This is a genomic window from Chryseobacterium soli (genome assembly GCF_000737705.1).
GTDB lineage: Bacteria > Bacteroidota > Bacteroidia > Flavobacteriales > Weeksellaceae > Chryseobacterium > Chryseobacterium soli.
In genome coordinates, this window is record NZ_JPRH01000002.1 from 80,442 (window position 1) to 100,715 (window position 20,274).

Consider the following 20,274-nt stretch of genomic DNA (forward strand, 5'->3'; position numbering starts at 1 on the left):
GTAAGAAAACGAAATGGAATTTATTCTGATCTCGGATTGCAGATATCCTGCTGGAATTTCAGATACTGTTTCGGGGAAATGTTCAGGAAATGCTTAAAATCATGGATCAGCTGGCTTTGGTCATAATAACCACATTCGTCAATAATGCTGAACCATTCTACCGTATCCTGATTTTCAATTTTTTTTTCGATGGTTTTGATGGCTTTTAAAAAACGGCTGTAGCGGTTAATTTCCTTTGATGAATAGCCAAAATTTTCTTTGTGTTTCAACTGGATGTTTCTCTCACTTTGCCCGGTCTGTTCTGCGATTGTTTTAACAGGATTTAAATTTTCATCGGTGAAACTGCTCAACAGCCGGTTTGTAGTATCCTGATCTTTCAGGTATAATCTACAAAATTCAATAATGTGGTCAACCTGTTGTTCAGGGGAAGGAATTACTGCCAGTTGCTGCCATAGATCCGTAAAACAGTTTTCTCTTAAAAGTTCGTCCGGATGTAGGACTGCATTATTTTCAATTGTCGCTCTTCCAAAAAAACGGTAAAATGCATCATCTTTAAAATTAGCGACTAAAATTGAGGTTTTTGAAGGTAAAGTATATTCAAAAGCATGCCTGATGGGTCCAAAGACAATACATTTATCCACGGTAAGGGTTGTTTTTTCTTGGGTCGTCAGAGATGCATTTTCTCCGAAACAGAATAACAAAATAGTTTGGTAGGTGGGCAATAAAGTCTTTGTTAATGCTTCGGTGGATGTGTTTTCAGCATAATAAAAATGCGAGAATACATTTTCAAATTCTGTAGGAACTGAAATCCTGAGTTGATGGTATTCCGGCGTTTTATCTTCCATGATCATCGAAGTAAAATTAGTTAGATCTATAGCCTGGAGCTGGTGCAGCGTCAGTTTGGTTTATTATATTTCCTTTGTCATCCACTGTTTTAGATCTGCCATATCTGTCGGTAGTTGTAACCTGACTTAATTTTCCGTTATGGTACTTATATTCTTTTTTTTCATTATTACTTTTACAAAGTTTATACGTAATAACATTTTTGCTGTCGTATTTTTCCTGACAGATATATTTTTCTTTATTTTTTGCGGAATTTTCATCCACTATTAATTTTTCTGTCGTCTTCGAGCCGTCTGTCTCATATTTGGTTTTGATGTTTTTATTTTCATCATTATATTCTTTGGTTTTTCCATTTGGGTAAAATGCGTGGTTGATTTTAGTAAAACTATTGATAACCCGCAGTACTTTTTTGCCGTCCTGGCTATAAATTGTTTTGATGGTATTGCTGTCTTTATCCTGTATACTATTATCTATTTTTATAGTGCTGAATCTATTTCCATTCGCATAATATTCAGTACGAGTATAGATGCTATCTTCCCAGGTTTCATAGCATTTTTTTTCATGGGTGAACTCCGAACGAACCAGATTTCCGTCTTTAAAAATATAAAGTTTTCCTTTGGTCAATATTTTTTCAAAGCGTCCTTTTCTATCAATTGTAAAGAGTATTTCTTCTTTTTTAAAACCATCGACTATATTTTGGATTCGATAGGTTCCCTGGGAAAGGCTTACTCCTTCAGAGGTGTTTTTTTCCGTGTATTTTTTATATTCTTCTTCGGATAAGGCATTTTTTATTCTGTATTTACTGTCCTTATCCAGTATTTTGTCTTCGCAATCTTCATCACAGTAGACAATATACCAAATATCTTTTTCTGCATCTTCATTCGTATCGTAAGTCCATTTTTTAAGCGTTAAACGTCCTTCTGTAAGATAAGTGGCTTCAATAAAATAATTCTGACTCAGTGAGATTGTATCTTGCGAAAACAAGAATGATGAGATAAACAATGTTATAATGAGTAAGGTGGATTTCATGGTTTCTTTATATAATTTAATTCATACAATTTCTGCTGTTCCTCATTCAGCAGAAGATAAAAAAAGTTCATCTGTACCAGGGTATAATATTTTACAGCTTCCTCTTTATTCAGTTTTAGGGTGATTTTATTGTGGCTGATCCAGTTATTTCCAAACACAAACATTTGGGTCAGAAGATTATCCATGATAAAATCAGGGATATTTTCTTTTAAAATTTTATTCTTTTGAAAGCTCTCAAAAATGGTCTGAAATTCTTCCTTTCTTCTGATACTCAAGAGTTCATACTCAGTTTCTATTTCCGGAATCCGATGTAAAATATCCAGGAAGTTCAAAAAGATAAACTGATAATTATAAAATATTTCGAAAGAAGAATACGTGAAATCATACAGGCTTTCCAAATCCTTATATTCATTTTTTTCCAGCTGTTTCATCAGCGCATCCATCTTGGAGATTAAAGCACGAAAAAGCAGGTTAATGATGTCTTCCGAATGTTTGAAATGATAATGCAGATTTCCCGGGCTGATGTTCAGTTCAGCAGCAATATGCCTTGTGGTTATGTTATTGTAACCTTTTTCGTTGAACAGCTGAAGGGCTTTTACCGCTATCTTTTCCTTGGTTTTCATGGTCCAAATATAAGAGAGTTTTAGATAATAATTCAATATCTATTTTGCAGGCGGAATGGGATATCCTTTTATCATAAGTTCATAAAAAGAAACCGGTAGTATTCTTAATGATAAAAGAATACTGCCGGTTTCAGTTTTTGGTTATTAGTTAATATTTTTTATGATGAGAGTTAGCTTCCTCCACCTGCACGGCTGGATTCTTCAAATTTTACCTGTTTTGTGGCTCCTTTTACATTATTGTTTCCAAATTTATACGTTACGGAAAGATTGATATTTCTGGTGATTCCTTTCGTGAAATATTCTACATCATAATTCGGATAATATTCAGTTCCTTTTGAACGGTTGGTGTTCAGAATATCATTTACATTAAGGTTAATCAACAGTTTTTTCTCCATAAGACTTAGCTTCATCCCAGTGTACACCGAAACATTTCCATTGAAATACGTATTTCCGCTTCGGTTGGGAATAGAACTCCAAAGTCCGAGCATGAATGTGACCGTTTTCTCTTTATTCAGAAAGAAATTATTATCTAAATTAAAATTGGCTCCATACCCTGCAGGTGCAGAAACCGCATTAGGACTGTATGATTTTGATTTGGCATAAAATCCGTTCACAAAGACGTTAGATTCCAGCCATTTCAGTTTATTGTAGTTATAGCTGATATTGATCCCGGTCTGGTCTTCATTGTAAAAATTTTTAACGATGCTGTATTTCAGATCTCCTTCCACGACCTGTATTCTGTCCCAATTATCTTTATTGCGGTTATAGTAAGCCGTAAAGCTCAGATTACTTTTCAGTACATAGGCGAATTCAAAGTTATCGGAGAATGAAGGCAGCAGATAAGGATTCCCGGTGCTGTATTCATATTCTGAAGTATAGAATTTGAAAGGATTCAGGTTCCCAAAATAAGGACGAGAGATTCTTCTGGAATAGTTGAGGGAGAACGTATGGTCGTCACTGGCCTTGTAACTGATATATGCCGTGGGAAACAGCTTACCGTAGTTGATTTTGGCTGAAGAATCATCATTCATTGAAATTCCCTCCAGTTTTGTGTATTCATAACGAAGTCCTGCTTTTGCTTCCCATTTTTCACTGATTTTAAAGCTTGCGGAGGCATAGGCTGCATAGTTTTCTTCATTGTAGAAGAAGGTATTGGTTCTGTCGGTATTCAGGATATTCTGCCCGTTAATGATATTGAAGAAATTAAACTCAGAATCATTTTTGATCTTAGTATATTTTACTCCGGCTTCCGTTTTGATCTTGGCAAAATTTTTCTCCAGATCTGCCTGTCCCGAATAAATCCTGTATTTACTGATCGGGTTGGCCATAGTAGAAACCGTATTGGTGGTAATGGTATTATAAAAATTCCTGGCATTGGCATTATTCATCATCACATTCGCTGTCAAACTCAGTTTGCTTCCCAGTGTATCCAGTTTTACATCATAAAAAGCAGAGGCGTTATGCGCATTTCTGCGGTTTTTATTTCTGTAATCGGATGAAATGTCCAAAAGCCCGTTTTCATTAAAAACTTTTGTACTGCTTTTTCCTTGTTCGATGGGATTACTGAAGGAATAATTGTAGTTGATCCCTACCGTACTTTTATCATTGATCTTATATTCCGCTTTTACGTTTCCGCCTTTATACCGGTAATTGCTTAAACTTTTGGTATTCGTATTCCAGTAATTATCATCGGTAGTTCCGGTGAGATAATTGTAGGAAGTATTTTCCCAGTAATTATCGCCAATAGATAAATTGGAGGTAACCGACAGTTTTTCTCCCTGATAATTAAAAGTAGCGCCACTTCTGGTGGAAGTAGTGGCTTTTCCGCCATAATAGTTTCCTGAAGTCTGGAGAGAGCCGTTCCAGCCGAGATTGGTATTTCTTTTAAGGATAATATTAATCAGTCCGCTTTTTCCTTCTGCTTCATATTTTGCAGGAGGGGTGGTAATAACTTCAATCTTAAGAATATCATCGGAACGGATGGTTTTCAGGTAATTGATAAGTTCCTGCCCGTTGAGATTAAGCAGCCTGTCATTAATCATCACCGCCACATTGCTTTTTCCTGCGATGCTGATGGCTTCATCCGAAGTACGTACCATCGGTGTTTTTGCTAAGGCTTCTATCGCATCCAGACCTTGGGAGGCTACAGAATTTTCCACATTAAAGACCAAACGGTCTACTTTTCTTTCAAAAAGTTTTTTCTTAACGGTTACCGTTACCCCTTCAATTTTTCTTTCCTCTGTAGGAACTTCTTTCAGCTGGATATTTTTTTTGGAATTTCCTTTTACAGAAATTTTTTCACTATTGGTTTTGATGCCGTCTTTTATAATTTCAAGCAGATAATTTCCGTCTTCTTTCAATGGGACTTTATACATCCCTTTTTCATCAGTGATAGCAGAAAACTTTGCTTCACCTTTTGTGATAAGGACTTCAGTTTCTGCTGCAGGTTTATTTTCTTTATCGGTAATGGTTCCTTCCACACTCTGTGCAAAAATAAATGAAGAGGAAACCAGACTTAAAAGAATAACAATCTTTCGATTCATGTATAGTATTTACCATAAAGACAACTCATGGGTTGGTGATATTACATGACAATAGTAATATTGCTGTTTTTTTAATAATCACTTCTGTTGACCATCAGCATTTCCTGTTTGTTTTAATTAAATTTGTAGGATAAAATTTTCGATGATGCATGAAAAGCTTTTACATTTTATCAGTTCCGGCCATCAGTTCAATAGTGACGAGATTGAAATGATAACTACCTATTTTGAACCTGTGAACTATTCAAAAAATACCATCATTGAAGCAGCTGGAAAGGTGCCGCAGTATCTGTATTATATTGTGACGGGCTATCTGAGGTTATTTTATACAGATCAGAACGGTGCTGAAGTAACAACGCATATCAATTGTCCGCCGGGATTTTTTACTTCTTACTTTAATTTTATCAATCAGACCAAGTCCGATGAAAATGTAGAATGCATAACAGCTTGTGAACTGTTAAGAATCAGTAAAGAAAATCTTGATGTTCTTACTGCTGCCAGTTCTGCAATGAAGGATTTCAGTATTTCGGTATTTCAGCAGTCTGTTACCTACAATGAAAACCGGTCTAAAGAATTATCAACGCTAAGCGCAGAGCAGCGCTATCTCAAGCTGATAGAAAATTATCCGGAGATTATTCAGAATGTTCCTGTTCAATATATTGCATCATTTTTAGGAATGAAGCCCGAAAGCCTGAGCCGTATCCGAAAAAAAATAATTAACTAACAAAAGTCAAGCGGTTCCGGAAAGGATAAACAGAACTTTGTATCATTAAAACGTAAGAAAAATGATACAGAATACACTAAGCCTGGTTTCAGGAGCTAATGGACATTTAGGAAATAATCTGGTGAGATTGCTTCTGCAGAAAGGCATTCCCGTACGGGCAACGGTAAGAAATATCCAGAATAAAAAACCTTTTGAAGGTTTGAACTGCGAGGTTGTGCAGGCTGATATTACGGATAAAGCTTCTTTTGTAAAGGCACTCCAGGGGGTTGAAACTTTTTATGCGGTCGGGGCCTCTTTTAAATTATGGGCTAAAGATCCGAAGAAGGAAATTTATGACGTTAATATACAGGGAACCCGCAATACCATTGAAGCAGCCGCTGAAGCGGGAGTCAAAAGAATTGTCTATGTAAGTTCCATTGCCGCGCTTGATTATACTCATCTGCCCACGAAAGAAAGCAACGGCTATAATCCGGACAGGAGAGATATGTATTATAATTCTAAAAATGACGGGGAAAAGCTGGCCTTTGAACTGGCCCAAAAATTAGGGATTGAGCTTGTTTCTGTAATGCCTTCAGCCATGATCGGAAGTGAAGCATCTCTTCCACTGAACGTATCCTACAGTGTTTTGAAATTAATTCTGAATAAACAAATTCCTGTGGATACCAAAATTACTCTCAACTGGATTGATGTGAAAGATGTTGCGGAAGGGTGCTATCTGGCAGCACAGAAAGGACGTTCGGGTGAACGCTATATTCTCGCCAACGAACAGTGCATGACGATTACAGATACTACAAAATTAGCAGATCAGCTGTATCCGGATCTTCAACTGAAAGTGCCGGGTGCCGTTCCAAATTTCATGTTGTATGCCATTGCCGGAATCATGGAACTGTCGGCTAAAATAAGTGGAAAAGCACCGGTACTGACCAGAAAAGATATTGCTATGTTTTCCGGACTTCAGCAGAATTTTGATATTTCCAAATCAAGGAATGAACTGGGCTTTGCTCCCAAAAGTCCTGCAAAAGCCGTTCAGGAAGCGTTGAAATATCTGATGAAACATCCAGAACTTTTAAAGCAGTCTTAAGAACTTTAATGTGTTAATAAAGATGAAGTTTAATGATAGAATCCTTATAATATTTGGTAAGTTCATATAAACCGGACAGGGTCTGATAAAGACTGGCAGTTGCCAAAATGTCTTTTTCATTTTCTAATAAAGGAACCAATTCTGAGGGAATGGAGTATGACTGATTATTGTTGGCAGTCTGATGAAATTCTCCCAGTTTTTGAGATTCGCTGATGAGGTTTTGAAATGCAGGAAGCCCAATATTGAATTCCTGTTCGGCCAGCTCGTATAAGTCTTTATAATTGGGCTTTAACATATCAAGCTGCATAAAAATATGTTCATCAGTGGGATCATTTTTTTGTTCATACAGGTCGAAAAACAGCTTAAGTTTTCCGGTATAAAACATAGAATAAATCAAAAATCGGTTGAAATGGTTAGTTTCCGAAATGAATGGAAGATGATGACCGATAATGGTTTCATAATGGGAAAGGAGATCAGAGAAACTTTTCGCAGAAGTTTTTGCAGGGATTTCAAAAAAAAGATCTATTCCGTTAATAAAAAGCTGGGTTTTTACTTCTTCTTCAATGGTAGCATCATGAGCCGGAATACAAGTATTTTTAATCCAGTTATAAATGCTTAAAAACTCATCATGAGTAAGGCTGTTGATAGATCCCTGAACCTTTGTTTTGATGATTTCAAGACTCGTTTTTTTATCATCATCCAGAAAATCCAGGATATTTTTTTCTTCGCGGCAGAGTTTATTATACAGATTAATTCTGGCAATGGTAGGATTGGTTTTGATGAAGTATATTTCTTCTGCCATATAGTATGCAATGCTTAGTTTCAATGAATTAAAAGCATTTCCTTCACTAAGATAAAGAAAAATTCTGCATGTTTTTAACTTAATAATTAATTTATTTTCAAAAATCAATATTTCGTATCTAAGGTGAGTTTACCATGGGTAGCCTTATGCAATGTAAACAATGTCAGTTGTTTTTAAAGTGTTTTTATGGAGTAGTAAAAATGAAATGATCAAAAAATAGATAGACTTATCTATTTTTTAATTAGATTTGCAAAAACTTTTTATATGAAAAAGGAGAAAGCAAAAGACCGCATCATCAGAACCGCTTCTGATCTTTTTTACAGACAGGGTTTTAATTCTACAGGAATTAACCAGATTATTGCAGAGGCGGATATTGCCATCGGTTCACTGTACAATCACTTTTCCTCTAAAAACGATCTGCTTCGGGCTTACCTCATCAAAGAGGAGACAGAATGGTTTAAAGGTTTTGAAGAACAAATAGGAAATATTGATCCTCCTAAAGATAAAATTGTAGCATTAATTAATTACCGGAAAAAGCTGCAAGATGATTCAACGTTCGCAGGATGCCATTTTATTAAAATTATTTCCGAATTGGGAGACAGCAATCCGCTGGTTTCAGATGTTGTGAAAAACCATAAAGAAAAGCAGAAAATAATGATCAGAGAGATCCTCACGCAATACGATGTAGAGAAAAAGTCTCTCGATATTGATAGTGTTGCAGAGCATATTTTCCTTTTGATTGAAGGAGCGGTGGTAACTTCTACCATTGATAAAAATGCAGATGCTTTCGCTCATATCAAAAAAATAATTCAGGGCTTACTGCCTTAAATTTTTTTACCTGTTTGAAAATAGATATATCTATATAAAATGAAATCTCAAGAACTTAAATTACTCATTATCCTTTTCGGGCAGCTGCTTGCAATCATGGATATTTTTATTATCAATGTGTCGATTCCATCCATTCAGCGGGATATTCATGTGTCGAATGGAGATATGCAGCTGATCATAGCTTCTTATCTGATTGGGTTTGCGTCCTTTCTGATCACTGGCGGAAAGTTGGGAGATGTATACGGCCGAAAGAAGATATTCATCATCGGACTGGTTGTGTTTATGTTGAGTTCCATCATATGTGGACTTTCCAGCAATTCATGGGTATTGATTATTTCGAGATTTGTGCAGGGAATAAGCTCAGCGCTGATGTCACCTCAGGTGCTATCGATGATCCAGATGTTGTATCCTGCCCATGAGGAGCGTACAAAAGCAATGGGCTGGTATGGCGTCACTATTGGGCTGGGAACGATTGCCGGACAGTTTTTAGGGGGGTATTTTTCATCTCTGCATATTATGCATGAAGCATGGAGGCTTATTTTTTTCATTAATATTCCGATCTGTCTGCTGGCAATTGTTTTGGGACTTAAAATATTGGAGGAATCCAAAACTACAGGTACTGCGAAGTTTAATGTATCTGGCGTTGTGATACTGGTATTGGGACTGTTTTGCTTTACGTATGCTTTAACCAGCTCGGAGCAGGGTCAATTTGATGGGAAAAGTATCTTTTTGGTGCTCAGTTCGATAGCTCTTTTGTTTTATTTTATTAAAAATCAGCGTAATAGAGCTAAAAAAAATCAATCTTATTTGATTGATTTTACATTATTTACGTATAAAAATTTCAATCTTGGAATTCTGGCTGTTTCTTTTTTCTTTATCATGCTGGATTCCTATTTTTATATTCTATCGGTCTTTTTTCAGGAAGGATTGAAAATTAATCCGTTGGATTCCGGGGAAATTATTGTTTTTCAGGGACTTGGTTTTATCCTTGCTTCTGTTTTTTCCACGAAACTTATTGTACGATTTGGAAAAAAGATCTTAATTATTGGATTGTTGTTGATTATCAGTGTCTTGATTGTGCAGGCTTATCTGTTTACTGAAGGGGTTTCCTGGGTATTGCTGTATGCATTGCTGTTTATTCATGGAGTAGGCGTGGGAAGTATTATTCCTTCACTGGCTAATATCGCATTGGCCGGAATTCCGAAAGATCTTATAGGAAATGCTTCCGGAGTGTATATTACTTTTCAGCAGATTGCAGCCATCATTGGGATTATTATGATCGGCAGTGTTTTTTATTATTTTTTAGGCGAAAAACCTTTGGTAGCCAATTATCAAAAAGCATTTGAAATGGCCATTTCAAGCAATATTGTTTGCTTATTCGCCGTCATCATTATTATTGCTAAAGTACCTGATCATATTCTGCCAGGGAAAAATAAATACGATTAGTTTATAGAATAAGACTATTTTATTTCTTCTTATTTTTTTCCAGCCAGCCAAAATAAATGATACTAGAATCTTCATTTTTGTAATATGTTTTACTTAATTTTTTTGCTGAATTTAGACTCTTTTCTTTAATTTTCCCTTTAAGATTAAGAAGATATATTTCATTATTAGTATATTTTCCTACATATTCATTCATGAGTTCTCTTGGGTATTCCTGATAAATAAATAGATGTTCCCCTTTTTTAAATATGGAGCTATCGTCCAAAAGTTCAAGTTTTAAAACACCATACTGTTTATTATAACCACAGTAAGACGGAATTTTATGATCAGAAAATTCTATCAACTTTACTTTAAGTTTTTGCTGTGAAGATGAGACTGCAAATACAAATAATGTAAAAATAAGAGTAAGACAATATTTAATCACCATACGCAATCAGTCCGCTTTTTTTCATAGCAGCTGCTTCAAAAATTGACATTAGTTGTTGTACATCCGTATCATCCTGTAATTTGTTTTCTGAAATGATCCGTTCCATTTGAGAAATAACTTCCGTTGGCCATCTGAAATCAGAATAGTATTCAAACTGTTTACCGATGACTTTTTTATCCTGCAGGTTTTTGAAGGTATGGTCATCAAGTTCTCCGGCGTATGATAAGTGAGCCTGTTCAGGATAACTGGGTTGAGATTCGTTGTCTTGCAGGAAATAGAAATCTAACATGTATTGAGGTAAATAAAGTTTATTTATGATATCTTTTGTGGATGACGTTTTTCCAACAAGGAATTGATTTCCTCAAAGGTATAGCTGTAATGTTTTTTATTGGGATAAAAGTCAACTTCCTTCAATGATTTTGCTTCGAGAAGAGGACTTAGGTCACCATCAGTTAAATCCCAGAAATGCAATGAAGTAAGTTTGGGCATGGTCGGAATAAAGCTGATCGAATCGATGGTTGATGCAAATAGATGTGTAAGTGTAGTATTATCCGTGAGAGAGGAGAAATCGGTGGCTAATTTACATTTCTCTATATGTACATTTTTTAGATTTTTCAGAGCAGATAAGCTGGAAATATCATGCAGTTTAGAGCAGTGATCTATTTTTACATCCATTAAATTTACCGCTTTTTCTATACCGAAGAGGGTTTGCAGTTTTCCACCGCTTAACCGGAGCTCTTTCAGTGAATGCAATCCATCAAAAAAAGAACAGTTTTCATGATTCAATGATGTAATAAGGAGGTCCGTCATCTTTTCAAGACAGGAAAATCCTGTAGGAAGATCACTGAACTTCATATATAATACCTGCAGATTGGATAGTTTTGAGTAATCCGGTTGTATTTTTTTATCCTGAAAAGATAATTTTGTCAGGCTTTCCATAGAGTAGAGGGCTTCAAGAGAGACTTTGGAAATTTTAACATCATCAGAGATGGAAAGCGATTCTATGAATGTATTTCCGAACAAAGGAGATAAGTCCAGATAACAAGCTTTTCCATCTTCTTTTAAGTCTACGATTCTGATGGCAGGATAATTTTTTTTCTCAGCAAATTTTACTCCTTCTTCAATACAGCGATGATCAATTTCGAATTCATTGATGTTTTCATTAAATCTAAATTTTTTCATAGTTATTCTGTTGCCAATCTTTACCTTTTTTAAATATACAAAATAATTATTTTGGCATTGAAACTTTTACCCGTCCCTTTTCCACTTCTGTAAGCTGGGCGACCAATGTTTTCATTAAATAGTACTGATCAAAGCTTTTTTGTATTCCTTCGTACCTATTGATGTTATTGTTGATTAAGATCGAGCTCCATCTGGATATTGCATCTCTTATAGGGCGTTGCATGACCTGCAATTTTCTGAAATCCTAGTTTATAATACAGGTTAATGGCCGGTTTCAGGATTGTATTGCTTTCCAGATATATTTTTGAAGCTCCCGCTTTTTTGGCGTGCTCTACAACAGCCTGACCAAGTAGCCAGCCAATACTTTTTCCTTGAACATTAGGAGAAACGGCCATTTTTGCCATTTCGAAATCAAAATTGGGATCATCCATTTTAATCAGGGCACAAACACCTACAGGCTCATTTTGATAGAGGGCAACCCATATTTTTCCGCCTTTATCCAGAATATATTCTTTAGGATGATCCAGTGCTTTGTAATCGGCTTCCTCCATTTCAAAATAGGTGGAGATCCATTCTTCGTTTAACGATTTGAATGCAGATTGGTATTTCGGCTCGTAATCTACAATCTGGACATCTTTACTCTCACGAAGTTTTTTTTGATCCTGAACTCTTTTAAACATAGATTTCTGGTCTAATAAAAATTCCCATTCTGCAATAGCTTCCCATAAATTATGTTTGGCTTCAGCCATGATACCGTCAATGGCAACATCAATGTCTGCGCATTGCCCCTTAATCATTTCTTCGGCCACTGTAGCTCCTTTTTCTGTAAGTCCAACGACATTCCTGCGTTTGTCTTTTGAGGTAAGCTGATTTTTAACCAGTCCTGCCGTCGTCATTTCCTTCACGATTTTTGTTACGGAAGGCTGGGAATGTCCGATGTCTTCTGCAATTTGTGTGATTGTTTTTTCTCCGTCTTCTGCCAGAATAAAAAATACAGGAAACCATTTGGGAGAAAATTTCACCTGGTAAAGATCATAAATTTTAGAAGCATCTTCTGTCACTTTAGCAGTAAGCAAACGTAATCTGCTTCCTAAAGCCATTTTCCCGGTTTTTTCGAATAGATTCATAAGTGTATAATTAATTACATAACTGATTATGCAAATATAATTAACTCAGATTACATACACTTTATTTTTTTAAAATTTTTAATATAATATGTAGGCTGATTGCTATTTCTGTCGGTTTGCGGGAGACTGTTTAATGAGACTGAGGATCAAAATAGGCTTTAAAAGTAAGGGGATCTTCCGTTTTTTCTTCAGCAGTTTCAAGGTATTCAAGATATTCTTCCTGATGATTCTCCAGATAAACATGTACAATCACCAGATTGATATAAAGATTTTTGTCTTCGGAACCCAGATCTAATGCTATTTCTAAATGTTCCAGTGCCTTTGCATTTTCTCCCATATCAGAATACACTGCTCCCATATTGATTAAAGCTGCTGTGTTTTTCGGATCAATGAGTAAAATTTCATCCAGTTCTTTGATTAAAAGATCATTGATGGTATCCCAATGGTCTTCATTTTCCCACCTTTTTGCCTGAAGCTTTTTTAGATTTTCCAATCTTACTTTGATATCCATGATATTGTTTTATTTTCTGTTTTAAATAAATCTTTACTCAGTCTGTGATTTTAAATATTTTGTGAAAGTCTTTTCTAAAAGATCCGGTACACTATTGGCCAGTCGTATTAATTTCGGAGGTTGATACTCATGGGCATAGGAAAATAACTGGTGATTGGTAAGATCATATAAAAGCAAATCACCATCTCCATAATACCAAAATTCACCCAACACCAAAAAGCTTTTGCCTTCAAAGAATTCTATGGAAAGCGTGTCGAAATCGATATCTATTCCTTCCAGGCTGAGTTTTGAAATGGCAGAGAAAAAAGTGATCAGGTCAGGAGAAAATGTGCTGGTTAAAGAAAGCTCTTTCTCTGAAATTTCTGAAAGAGTTTTGCCCTTTTCAATCGTATTCGAATTATCAAAACTTTTCTGAAGCTGTTTGAAAAATCGGGGATAAAAATCTGCCAGATAGGCGAAATTATCTTTTACGTACTGCTGGCGTAGCTTATCTTTTTGTTTTTCCTGTTTGATGAATGCATCAAACTCTTTTTCATAGGCTTTTTGGTAGATATTACTTACTTCTGTATTAATATTTTGGGTTGTTAACCAGTTGACGACTGCGGTTTGTCCGGCATAAGCATTACCGATACAGGTTTGATTTCCTTTAGGCTTAATTTTTAAAAAAGCTGTTCTTCCGCAAGTGATTTCCACAAGATTTTTGTGCTCTTCAAACCACTGAATCCATTCGGTTGCGGTGAGCTTTCCTGTTGCTAAATCTGTAAAAGTTTCAATTACCTCTTTGTTCATGCTAATCGCGTTATGAGTATTAAAGCCAGCGAGCTTATTATTCTTCCCATCAAGAACGAAGGTAGGGGAAACATTTTTTTGTTACAAACTTTTTTTGAATCTCCGTTTATAAAGATTAATGACAGCCTGTATGTAAGCCGTTATAAGTGTATCCTATTGTTTCTCTATGGTTTTAACTGCATTTTCAAAAGATTTTTCAGTTTCGAAATACTGGCTTTTGATCTGTTTCAATAGTCTGCTGTTGGAGAGAGTCTTTTCGAGGGTCGATGTTAAAAACTCATAGTTGGTAAAGGTGGTCGGCGTCTTAAGCATGGTATTCATCCAGTTCCACATCTGTTTCTCACCAATTTCTTTTTCTATGGCGGCCAATATAACCGGGGTGTAATCATAAGCATAAGAAAGATAATCATCATCTTCCGGTTTTGTTTGTATGCTGCTGAAATAGCCTAAAAGCGGTTCTTCAGTAAGACCTTCTATTTTTTCTTTTATCTTTTTGTCATAAATATCTTTCCCCAAAATATCCTTCGTTACCTTCAACGATAAATATTCAGAGAAACCTTCTGATAGCAAACCTCCAAGCTCAGAGTTGAACTGTTTATAAGTTCCGAAATAATAATGTCCCAATTCATGAGCAATGAAAGGTCTGAACCAGTTTTGAGTTTTCGGGTTGAACAAACTTTTAAGTCCGTTTTCACCCCATCCGACATTGATGATCGTTGGATAAGAAACGAAAAGCCATCCGTTTTTTATAGAAGTTGGAGTGGTTTCAACGAAGGTAACCGGTTTTCCGAAGGGAATTCCCAGTTTATCCGCATAAAATTTTTTGTAGGTATTGATCAATTCACTAAACTCCTTAATCTGCGCTTCACTGATTTGCGGATTTAAAATATAGGTATTGCCAATATTGGAAAAATCATAATTACCGAAGAAAAGCGTGAGCTCCAGAGGAGTATCACTTTTAAAACACATGCTTGAAGTTTTCACAGGGGCATTCCCATTCACGTACAACGTACTACAGTCTTTACAAGTGAATTCTATATCATACCGTACTTCCTCATACCTTTTGTCTTTTCGGATATCATACAGAACAGGATACCAGGCGGATTGGGTGCCTTCTACCCGCAGAGAATTAGCATTAAAGGCGATATTTCCGCGCCAGTCATCTTTTGTATAATTTTCGAGGGTGTCTTTGGCGACAGGAAATTTACCTACATATTTGAACTGTACCGATTCCGGAAGGAATTTCCCGCTTTTATTCGGGAAGAAATAGGCCAGGGATTCTCCCGATGAAGTACTGTCCGATTGAGATTTATCATAAGAAAGCACCATGTCATTCGGTTTCTTACTTCTGAAATGAAGAGGATTCATCCCGGAATTGAGGCGGATATAATAGTCCCTGATATATGGAATATCACTCAGCGTAAGATCGCAATCGAAGGTTCCCTCTTTGATGGAAATGGCTACTTTTCCGGTTAATAATGGTGCTTTTTCCTGTGCGGTAATGGGTAATGAGAGCAGACTGATCAATAAGAATGATAATAAAGATTTCATGGGGGTCTGAGTGGATTGCCTAAATTTTATTGGATGGGCAAAGATATTACTTAAGGCTCCAATCTACAAATGTATTATACCCTCTGATGTATCAGTTAAGATAAATTCTTTACAATCCCATTAAGCATAGAAGGAACAATCATTTTATGAAATGGTTTCACAGGGAAAAAATACAGTTTCCCCCACCAGTTATTATAGGTTACAATAGTAGTGATGGTTAATTTTCTATTGTGTTGCTGATTATTTTCATTGTCTAACATCAAAGAAACTCTAAAATTCAAATGTTTATCATCTTCTCCAATAATAATTTCATGATCATTCTTTTCCAGCACTTTAAAAAGTCCTATCTGATCACCCGGTTCATAGTTGAATTCTTTTGTTTCCTGATGTTCCGAGGCTTTTAACCCGAAAATTTTGACAATTTTATTTCTTAGCGAAAACAGCTTTTTTATCCATGGAGAACCGCTTGAAAAGAATAATTTTCCCAGTTCAGAAGAATTAATATGGGTCTGTTTACTTACAAATTCCTTTTCAAAAGAATCTGAGTAATCAAAATGCTGCGTATTCAGTAGTGATTTTTCAGGTATTTTCATGAGATTTTTAGTTTTTGCACCGGAGTAAATAAGAACGTATATATACTAAGTCTGCCTTATAGAGCAGGTTCTCCGGTAGCACCAATTTACGAAAAATACATGAAAGAATATTATTTTTGTTTTTCAGATGTTTCAGGTGATGGGAGCAATATTCAGTATAGGTGAAGTTTGAAAATTATTTCTCCGCAGAAATCAAGAGCATCATCGGGCGCCGCAGTTCATCTTTCATTTCTGAAAACTCTTCCAGCATGGTATCATTGGGCTGGGGTTCGATAACTTCTTTAATTCTAAATCCTTGCTGTAAAAGACTGTTCATATAAGTCGTTAAAGTCCGGTGGTATTTTACGATGTCCTCTCCTAAAAAATGAGTATTTCTCTTTCCTTCTGCAAAATAATTATCCACAGGCCAATGCAGTTTTTTTCCATCTTCTGCATACGTCCAATCCTGGTTTCCCTGTGCTGTAAACACTGGATGTTCCACAGAAAACACAAAATGTCCGTTTGGTTTGAGCCATTGATAGATGTTCTGGGCCATTACATCAAAGGATTCTATATAATGGAACGTTAAAGAACTTAATATGATATCAAATTTTTCTGTCGGATACCTTACATCCTCTAAAGCTTTTCTCTCATATTCAATCCCTTCGAGATGGTTGATTTCCCTGGCTTTTTCAAGCATTTTTTCAGAAAGATCAATACCTGTCACAGACTTTGCTCCGTTTTCTATGGCATAACGACAGTGCCAACCAAAACCGCAACCCAGATCAAGCATCGTTTTCCCGGTAAAATCCGGAAGCATTTTTTGTAAAGCATGCCATTCACCGGCACCTTCCAATCCTTTTTGAGACCGGAGCATTTTTTCATATTGGTTGAAAAAAGAAAGGCTGTCGTATTTATTTTCTTTCATAGATACATCAGATTATTTTCTGTTGTCTTTCATTGCCTGGATTAATTTATCATTTCTTTTGTCTGCTCTCGCATTATTCAAAGATAATGCAGCCCAGATTGCAGCGGGAAGCCATCCTATCAATGTGATCTGTAAAATAAGGCAAATAATTCCTGTGATAATTTTTCCACGAAGGATAAACGATAGAAAAGGAAGTAAGATGGCTAGTAGCATGATAATACGTTTTAAATTTTGAATCTTAAAAATAAGAAAATTTTTACAGAGTAAAATTTTCACTAAAAACAAAAAAAATCCCCCTTGATTGTCAGATCAAGAGGGGTTTATTATAAATTTTATCCAAACGCTCTTTTCAGCAAGCTTTCCACTTTCGGTTCGCTTCCTCTGAAACTTTTGTACAGTTCCATAGGATCTTTAGTCCCGCCGGAGGAAAGAAGGATTTTATATTTTGCGGCAATTTCAGGATTGAAAATTCCGTTTTCCTTAAAATATTGGAAGGCATCTGCATCCAATACTTCCGCCCATTTGTAAGAATAATATCCGGCTGAATATCCACCCTGGAAAATATGCGAAAAACTTGGACTCATCGCCGTTTCAGGATTTGATGGATATAGCTGCGTAGCTTTTGTGTATTTATCTTCAAATTCTTTTATCGTTTCATGTTCCAGTTCTGCGACTTTCGTATGGTAATTCATATCTAGGATTCCGAAACCTAACTGTCTCATCGTTTGGTATCCTTCCATAAAGTTTTTTGACTGTTCTATCTTTTGGATTTTGTCATCAGGAAGAACTTCGCCGGTTGTATAATGTTTGGCAAAAGTTTTCAGGAATTCAGGTTCATAACAGAAGTTTTCAAGGAATTGGGACGGTAATTCCACAAAATCCCATTTTACAGAAGTTCCGGAAAGAGTAGGATACTGCGTGTTGGCCAGCATTCCGTGAAGCGCGTGCCCAAACTCGTGGAATAAGGTAGTCACTTCCTGGAAAGTCAGTAAACTAGGGGTGTCTTTTGTCGGTTTACTGAAGTTACAAACGATAGAAATATGAGGACGTGAGTTTTCACCGTTTTTGATATACTGATTTTTGTAGCTTGTCATCCACGCTCCAGCTCTTTTGCCTTTTCTTGGGAAATAATCTACATACAATAATGATTTATATTCACCATTTTCCTGTACTTCATATACTTTGACATCTTCATGGTATTTCTGAATATCACTTCTTTCCTTAAAGCTAAGCCCGAAAAGCTGTCCGGCCAGTCCGAATACAGCATCCTGAACCTGATCCAGTGGGAAATAGGGTTTCAGCTCTTCATCATTAAGATCATATTTTTCTTTTCGAAGCTTTTCAGCATAAAAAGAATGATCATAAGACTGCATATCTTCAATTCCATCGGCTTTGGCTAATGCTTTTAACTCTTCAATTTCCTTATCAGCATAAGGTTTTGCTTTGGTGAGCATTTCATTTAAAAAGTCTAATACTTTACCGGGAGATTTGGCCATTCTCTCTTCAAGAACGAAATCTGCATACGTTGCATAGCCGAGCAATTCTGCTTTTTGCTGTTTTAATTCAAGGATTTCCTTAATCATATGCTGGTTATCAAATTCTCCGCCATCAAATGATTTTTTACCGTTAGCCAATGCGAGTTCTTTTCTCAAATTACGGTTTTCAGCGTACGTCATCAACGGGATATAGCTTGGATATTGAAGAGTAACCACCCATCCTTCAAGATTTCTTTCTTTTGCCTCTTCAGCATATTGCCCGATGATCGCTTCAGGAATACCTGCCAATTCTTCTTTTTGAGTGATATGTTTATAATAAGCATTGGTCGAAGCCAGTACATTCTGTCCAAACTGAAGAGATTTTAAGGAAAGATCCATGCTGATCTTCTGTAATTTTTCTTTGTCCTCTTCATTTAATAATGCTCCGTTTCTTACAAACCCTTTGTAGGTTTCTTCCAAAAGCATTTCCTGCTCTTCATTAAGATCATATTTCTCTTTCTCGTCGTAGACTTTTTTAATTTTATTGAATAAAGCCTCGTTTTGAGATATTTTTGATGAATATTCTGTTAAGATGGGAGAAACTTCCTGAGCAAGTTGCTGTAATTCGTCACTTGTTTCTGCTGAATTTAAATTGAAAAATATATTGGAAACCACATCAAGCTGCTCACCGGAGTAAGCCAGTGCCTCAATAACATTGGCGAAAGTAGGTTCTTCAGAACTGGAAACCAGAGCATCAATCTCTTCTTCAGAGTGTTGGATCAGTTCTTTAAAAGCAGGAAGATAATCTTCATTCTTAATCTCGTTGAATGGTGCAGTATGATAGGGAGTATTAAATTTTTCTGTTAAAATATTCATTTTTCAAATTTTAATTGGGGTAAAAATAATGATTCGTCTTGATCTGACAGCTGAAATGCGCAAAAATAATGCCTTACTGCCAGTGTATGACAAAAATGCGTTATCTTTAATAATCTTGTCATAGGAAAAGTAGAGGGGTATGCAGAATTGCTATTTTTGAAACGGATAAAGCAGAATACAATTAAAAGATAACCTTAATATAAATAGATACTATGAAAACAATTTTGAGAATTCTTGGAGTGATCATCTTATTGATTATTGCCTATGCAGTGATTGCAATGCTCTTTTTCAGTAAAGATTACCATTTTGAAAGATCAATCGTGATCAATGAGCCGAAGGAAAAAGTATGGCAATATACCGGGTCATTAAAAGGGTTTAATACCTGGGATCCGTTTTCTAAAGCAGACAAAAATGTTGTAATCACGTATTCCGGAGTAACAGGACAGGTAGGAGAATCCTATCATTGGAAAGGAAATGACAAAGTAGGAGAGGGTGAGCAAACGGTGACTGAAGTAGCACCAAATGAAAAACTAACCACCAAATTACATTTCATAAAACCATTCGAAGGGGATGCAAAAGGTACTTTTGTGCTTACACCAGACGGAAATGGGACGAAAGTGACCTGGACGATGGACAATGAACTGAATACAATGATGAAAATCATGAAACCCATGATGGATATGAATATGAAAAAAATGTTTGATGAAGGTCTTGGAGACCTGAAAAAAATGTCAGAAAAATAATGAAACAGCCTTGTAATTTTTACAAGGCTGTTTTTTTATCTGTGAAGTAGATATAATCCTCATTTCCAAAATAACATTTACTGCCAAGCGAAAATAAGTTTAAAATTCTGCGGATGATTAGTTTTTTGAAAAACGAAAAGATCATTATTATTTTAAAAAATATTATCTTTATGTAAAGAT

21 protein-coding genes are annotated in these 20,274 nt (G+C 35.9%); 5 read left to right on the plus strand and 16 right to left on the minus strand.

Annotated features, from left to right (window positions below; genetic code table 11):
• Nucleotides 1–20: 20 nt before the first annotated feature.
• From IW15_RS05670 to IW15_RS05685, 4 genes are all read right to left on the minus strand, one after another.
• Nucleotides 21–845 (minus strand): helix-turn-helix domain-containing protein, encoded by an 825-nt coding sequence (locus IW15_RS05670; protein WP_034710283.1) that lies wholly within the window; start codon nucleotides 843–845, stop codon nucleotides 21–23.
• 16 nt (nucleotides 846–861) lie between these two features.
• Entirely contained in the window at nucleotides 862–1,872 is a 1,011-nt protein-coding gene (locus tag IW15_RS05675; RefSeq protein ID WP_034709964.1) for a hypothetical protein, read from the minus strand.
• Nucleotides 1,869–2,495, minus strand: a complete 627-nt coding sequence (locus IW15_RS21885) for a TetR/AcrR family transcriptional regulator (protein WP_051881787.1) — start codon at nucleotides 2,493–2,495, stop codon at nucleotides 1,869–1,871. Before IW15_RS21885 ends, IW15_RS05675 begins: the two co-directional genes overlap by 4 nt.
• 170 nt (nucleotides 2,496–2,665) lie before the next feature.
• Entirely contained in the window at nucleotides 2,666–5,038 is a 2,373-nt protein-coding gene (locus tag IW15_RS05685; protein WP_034709967.1) for a TonB-dependent receptor domain-containing protein, read from the minus strand.
• A 145-nt stretch (nucleotides 5,039–5,183) separates the two neighbouring features.
• Between IW15_RS05685 and IW15_RS05690 the strand changes: the two genes are divergently transcribed.
• Together IW15_RS05690 and IW15_RS05695 are read left to right on the plus strand one after the other, a co-directional pair.
• Nucleotides 5,184–5,759, plus strand: a complete 576-nt coding sequence (locus IW15_RS05690; protein ID WP_034709968.1) for a Crp/Fnr family transcriptional regulator — start codon at nucleotides 5,184–5,186, stop codon at nucleotides 5,757–5,759.
• A 61-nt stretch (nucleotides 5,760–5,820) separates the two neighbouring features.
• Nucleotides 5,821–6,840 (plus strand): NAD-dependent epimerase/dehydratase family protein, encoded by a 1,020-nt coding sequence (locus tag IW15_RS05695; RefSeq protein WP_034709969.1) that lies wholly within the window; start codon nucleotides 5,821–5,823, stop codon nucleotides 6,838–6,840.
• A 13-nt stretch (nucleotides 6,841–6,853) separates the two neighbouring features.
• Here the strand turns inward: IW15_RS05695 and IW15_RS05700 are convergent, their stop codons facing one another.
• Entirely contained in the window at nucleotides 6,854–7,642 is a 789-nt protein-coding gene (locus IW15_RS05700) for a hypothetical protein (protein ID WP_034709970.1), read from the minus strand.
• A 264-nt stretch (nucleotides 7,643–7,906) separates the two neighbouring features.
• On the opposite strand from IW15_RS05700, the gene IW15_RS05705 reads away from it, so the two are divergent.
• The gene (locus tag IW15_RS05705; RefSeq protein WP_034709971.1) at nucleotides 7,907–8,470 is read left to right on the plus strand and encodes a TetR/AcrR family transcriptional regulator; all 564 of its coding nucleotides are present in this window, start codon (nucleotides 7,907–7,909) and stop codon (nucleotides 8,468–8,470) included.
• Nucleotides 8,471–8,509: 39 nt separating this feature from the next.
• The gene (locus IW15_RS05710; RefSeq protein ID WP_034709972.1) at nucleotides 8,510–9,916 is read left to right on the plus strand and encodes an MFS transporter; all 1,407 of its coding nucleotides are present in this window, start codon (nucleotides 8,510–8,512) and stop codon (nucleotides 9,914–9,916) included.
• 19 nt (nucleotides 9,917–9,935) lie between these two features.
• On the opposite strand, the gene IW15_RS05715 is transcribed toward IW15_RS05710, so the two are convergent.
• The 11 genes from IW15_RS05715 to IW15_RS05765 all read right to left on the minus strand — a co-directional run bounded on the left by IW15_RS05715 (nucleotide 9,936) and on the right by IW15_RS05765 (nucleotide 19,351).
• Nucleotides 9,936–10,256: a hypothetical protein gene (locus tag IW15_RS05715; protein WP_131368504.1), complete on the minus strand. Its 321-nt coding sequence runs from the start codon at nucleotides 10,254–10,256 to the stop codon at nucleotides 9,936–9,938.
• A 73-nt stretch (nucleotides 10,257–10,329) separates the two neighbouring features.
• Entirely contained in the window at nucleotides 10,330–10,629 is a 300-nt protein-coding gene (locus tag IW15_RS05720; RefSeq protein WP_034709975.1) for a hypothetical protein, read from the minus strand.
• 23 nt (nucleotides 10,630–10,652) lie between these two features.
• Entirely contained in the window at nucleotides 10,653–11,522 is an 870-nt protein-coding gene (locus IW15_RS05725; protein ID WP_034709977.1) for a leucine-rich repeat domain-containing protein, read from the minus strand.
• Nucleotides 11,523–11,686: 164 nt separating this feature from the next.
• Nucleotides 11,687–12,649, minus strand: a complete 963-nt coding sequence (locus IW15_RS05730) for a bifunctional helix-turn-helix transcriptional regulator/GNAT family N-acetyltransferase (RefSeq protein WP_034709978.1) — start codon at nucleotides 12,647–12,649, stop codon at nucleotides 11,687–11,689.
• A 130-nt stretch (nucleotides 12,650–12,779) separates the two neighbouring features.
• Nucleotides 12,780–13,160 carry a tetratricopeptide repeat protein gene (locus IW15_RS05735; RefSeq protein WP_034709979.1) on the minus strand — a complete coding sequence of 127 codons (381 nt, stop codon included), beginning with the start codon at nucleotides 13,158–13,160 and terminating at the stop codon, nucleotides 12,780–12,782.
• Between the two features lie 33 nt (nucleotides 13,161–13,193).
• Nucleotides 13,194–13,949 (minus strand): hypothetical protein, encoded by a 756-nt coding sequence (locus tag IW15_RS05740; RefSeq protein WP_034709980.1) that lies wholly within the window; start codon nucleotides 13,947–13,949, stop codon nucleotides 13,194–13,196.
• 153 nt (nucleotides 13,950–14,102) lie between these two features.
• Nucleotides 14,103–15,500, minus strand: a complete 1,398-nt coding sequence (locus IW15_RS05745; RefSeq protein WP_034709981.1) for a gluzincin family metallopeptidase — start codon at nucleotides 15,498–15,500, stop codon at nucleotides 14,103–14,105.
• A 95-nt stretch (nucleotides 15,501–15,595) separates the two neighbouring features.
• A complete protein-coding gene (locus tag IW15_RS05750; protein ID WP_034709982.1) occupies nucleotides 15,596–16,093 on the minus strand; it encodes a DUF2867 domain-containing protein in 498 nt (165 codons plus the stop codon).
• 175 nt (nucleotides 16,094–16,268) lie between these two features.
• Nucleotides 16,269–17,000, minus strand: a complete 732-nt coding sequence (locus IW15_RS05755) for a class I SAM-dependent methyltransferase (protein ID WP_034709983.1) — start codon at nucleotides 16,998–17,000, stop codon at nucleotides 16,269–16,271.
• A gap of 12 nt (nucleotides 17,001–17,012) precedes the next feature.
• Entirely contained in the window at nucleotides 17,013–17,213 is a 201-nt protein-coding gene (locus IW15_RS05760) for a YqaE/Pmp3 family membrane protein (RefSeq protein ID WP_228384310.1), read from the minus strand.
• 119 nt (nucleotides 17,214–17,332) lie between these two features.
• Nucleotides 17,333–19,351 (minus strand): M3 family metallopeptidase, encoded by a 2,019-nt coding sequence (locus IW15_RS05765; RefSeq protein WP_034709984.1) that lies wholly within the window; start codon nucleotides 19,349–19,351, stop codon nucleotides 17,333–17,335.
• 212 nt (nucleotides 19,352–19,563) lie between these two features.
• On the opposite strand from IW15_RS05765, the gene IW15_RS05770 reads away from it, so the two are divergent.
• Nucleotides 19,564–20,094 carry an SRPBCC family protein gene (locus tag IW15_RS05770; RefSeq protein ID WP_034709985.1) on the plus strand — a complete coding sequence of 177 codons (531 nt, stop codon included), beginning with the start codon at nucleotides 19,564–19,566 and terminating at the stop codon, nucleotides 20,092–20,094.
• Nucleotides 20,095–20,274: the final 180 nt, after the last annotated feature.

Bases quoted from the DNA above. Each gene is read 5' to 3' on its own strand.
- IW15_RS05725 (WP_034709977.1), bottom strand. From the start codon at position 11,522: ATGAAAAAATTTAGATTTAATGAAAACATCAATGAATTCGAAATTGAT.
- IW15_RS05770 (WP_034709985.1), top strand. From the start codon at position 19,564: ATGAAAACAATTTTGAGAATTCTTGGAGTGATCATCTTATTGATTATT.
- IW15_RS05730 (WP_034709978.1), bottom strand. From the start codon at position 12,649: ATGAATCTATTCGAAAAAACCGGGAAAATGGCTTTAGGAAGCAGATTA.
- IW15_RS21885 (WP_051881787.1), bottom strand. From the start codon at position 2,495: ATGAAAACCAAGGAAAAGATAGCGGTAAAAGCCCTTCAGCTGTTCAAC.
- IW15_RS05675 (WP_034709964.1), bottom strand. From the start codon at position 1,872: ATGAAATCCACCTTACTCATTATAACATTGTTTATCTCATCATTCTTG.
- IW15_RS05700 (WP_034709970.1), bottom strand. From the start codon at position 7,642: ATGGCAGAAGAAATATACTTCATCAAAACCAATCCTACCATTGCCAGA.
- IW15_RS05705 (WP_034709971.1), top strand. From the start codon at position 7,907: ATGAAAAAGGAGAAAGCAAAAGACCGCATCATCAGAACCGCTTCTGAT.
- IW15_RS05750 (WP_034709982.1), bottom strand. From the start codon at position 16,093: ATGAAAATACCTGAAAAATCACTACTGAATACGCAGCATTTTGATTAC.
- IW15_RS05760 (WP_228384310.1), bottom strand. From the start codon at position 17,213: ATGCTACTAGCCATCTTACTTCCTTTTCTATCGTTTATCCTTCGTGGA.
- IW15_RS05755 (WP_034709983.1), bottom strand. From the start codon at position 17,000: ATGAAAGAAAATAAATACGACAGCCTTTCTTTTTTCAACCAATATGAA.
- IW15_RS05765 (WP_034709984.1), bottom strand. From the start codon at position 19,351: ATGAATATTTTAACAGAAAAATTTAATACTCCCTATCATACTGCACCA.
- IW15_RS05745 (WP_034709981.1), bottom strand. From the start codon at position 15,500: ATGAAATCTTTATTATCATTCTTATTGATCAGTCTGCTCTCATTACCC.
- IW15_RS05735 (WP_034709979.1), bottom strand. From the start codon at position 13,160: ATGGATATCAAAGTAAGATTGGAAAATCTAAAAAAGCTTCAGGCAAAA.
- IW15_RS05670 (WP_034710283.1), bottom strand. From the start codon at position 845: ATGGAAGATAAAACGCCGGAATACCATCAACTCAGGATTTCAGTTCCT.
- IW15_RS05710 (WP_034709972.1), top strand. From the start codon at position 8,510: ATGAAATCTCAAGAACTTAAATTACTCATTATCCTTTTCGGGCAGCTG.
- IW15_RS05690 (WP_034709968.1), top strand. From the start codon at position 5,184: ATGCATGAAAAGCTTTTACATTTTATCAGTTCCGGCCATCAGTTCAAT.
- IW15_RS05695 (WP_034709969.1), top strand. From the start codon at position 5,821: ATGATACAGAATACACTAAGCCTGGTTTCAGGAGCTAATGGACATTTA.
- IW15_RS05720 (WP_034709975.1), bottom strand. From the start codon at position 10,629: ATGTTAGATTTCTATTTCCTGCAAGACAACGAATCTCAACCCAGTTAT.
- IW15_RS05685 (WP_034709967.1), bottom strand. From the start codon at position 5,038: ATGAATCGAAAGATTGTTATTCTTTTAAGTCTGGTTTCCTCTTCATTT.
- IW15_RS05740 (WP_034709980.1), bottom strand. From the start codon at position 13,949: ATGAACAAAGAGGTAATTGAAACTTTTACAGATTTAGCAACAGGAAAG.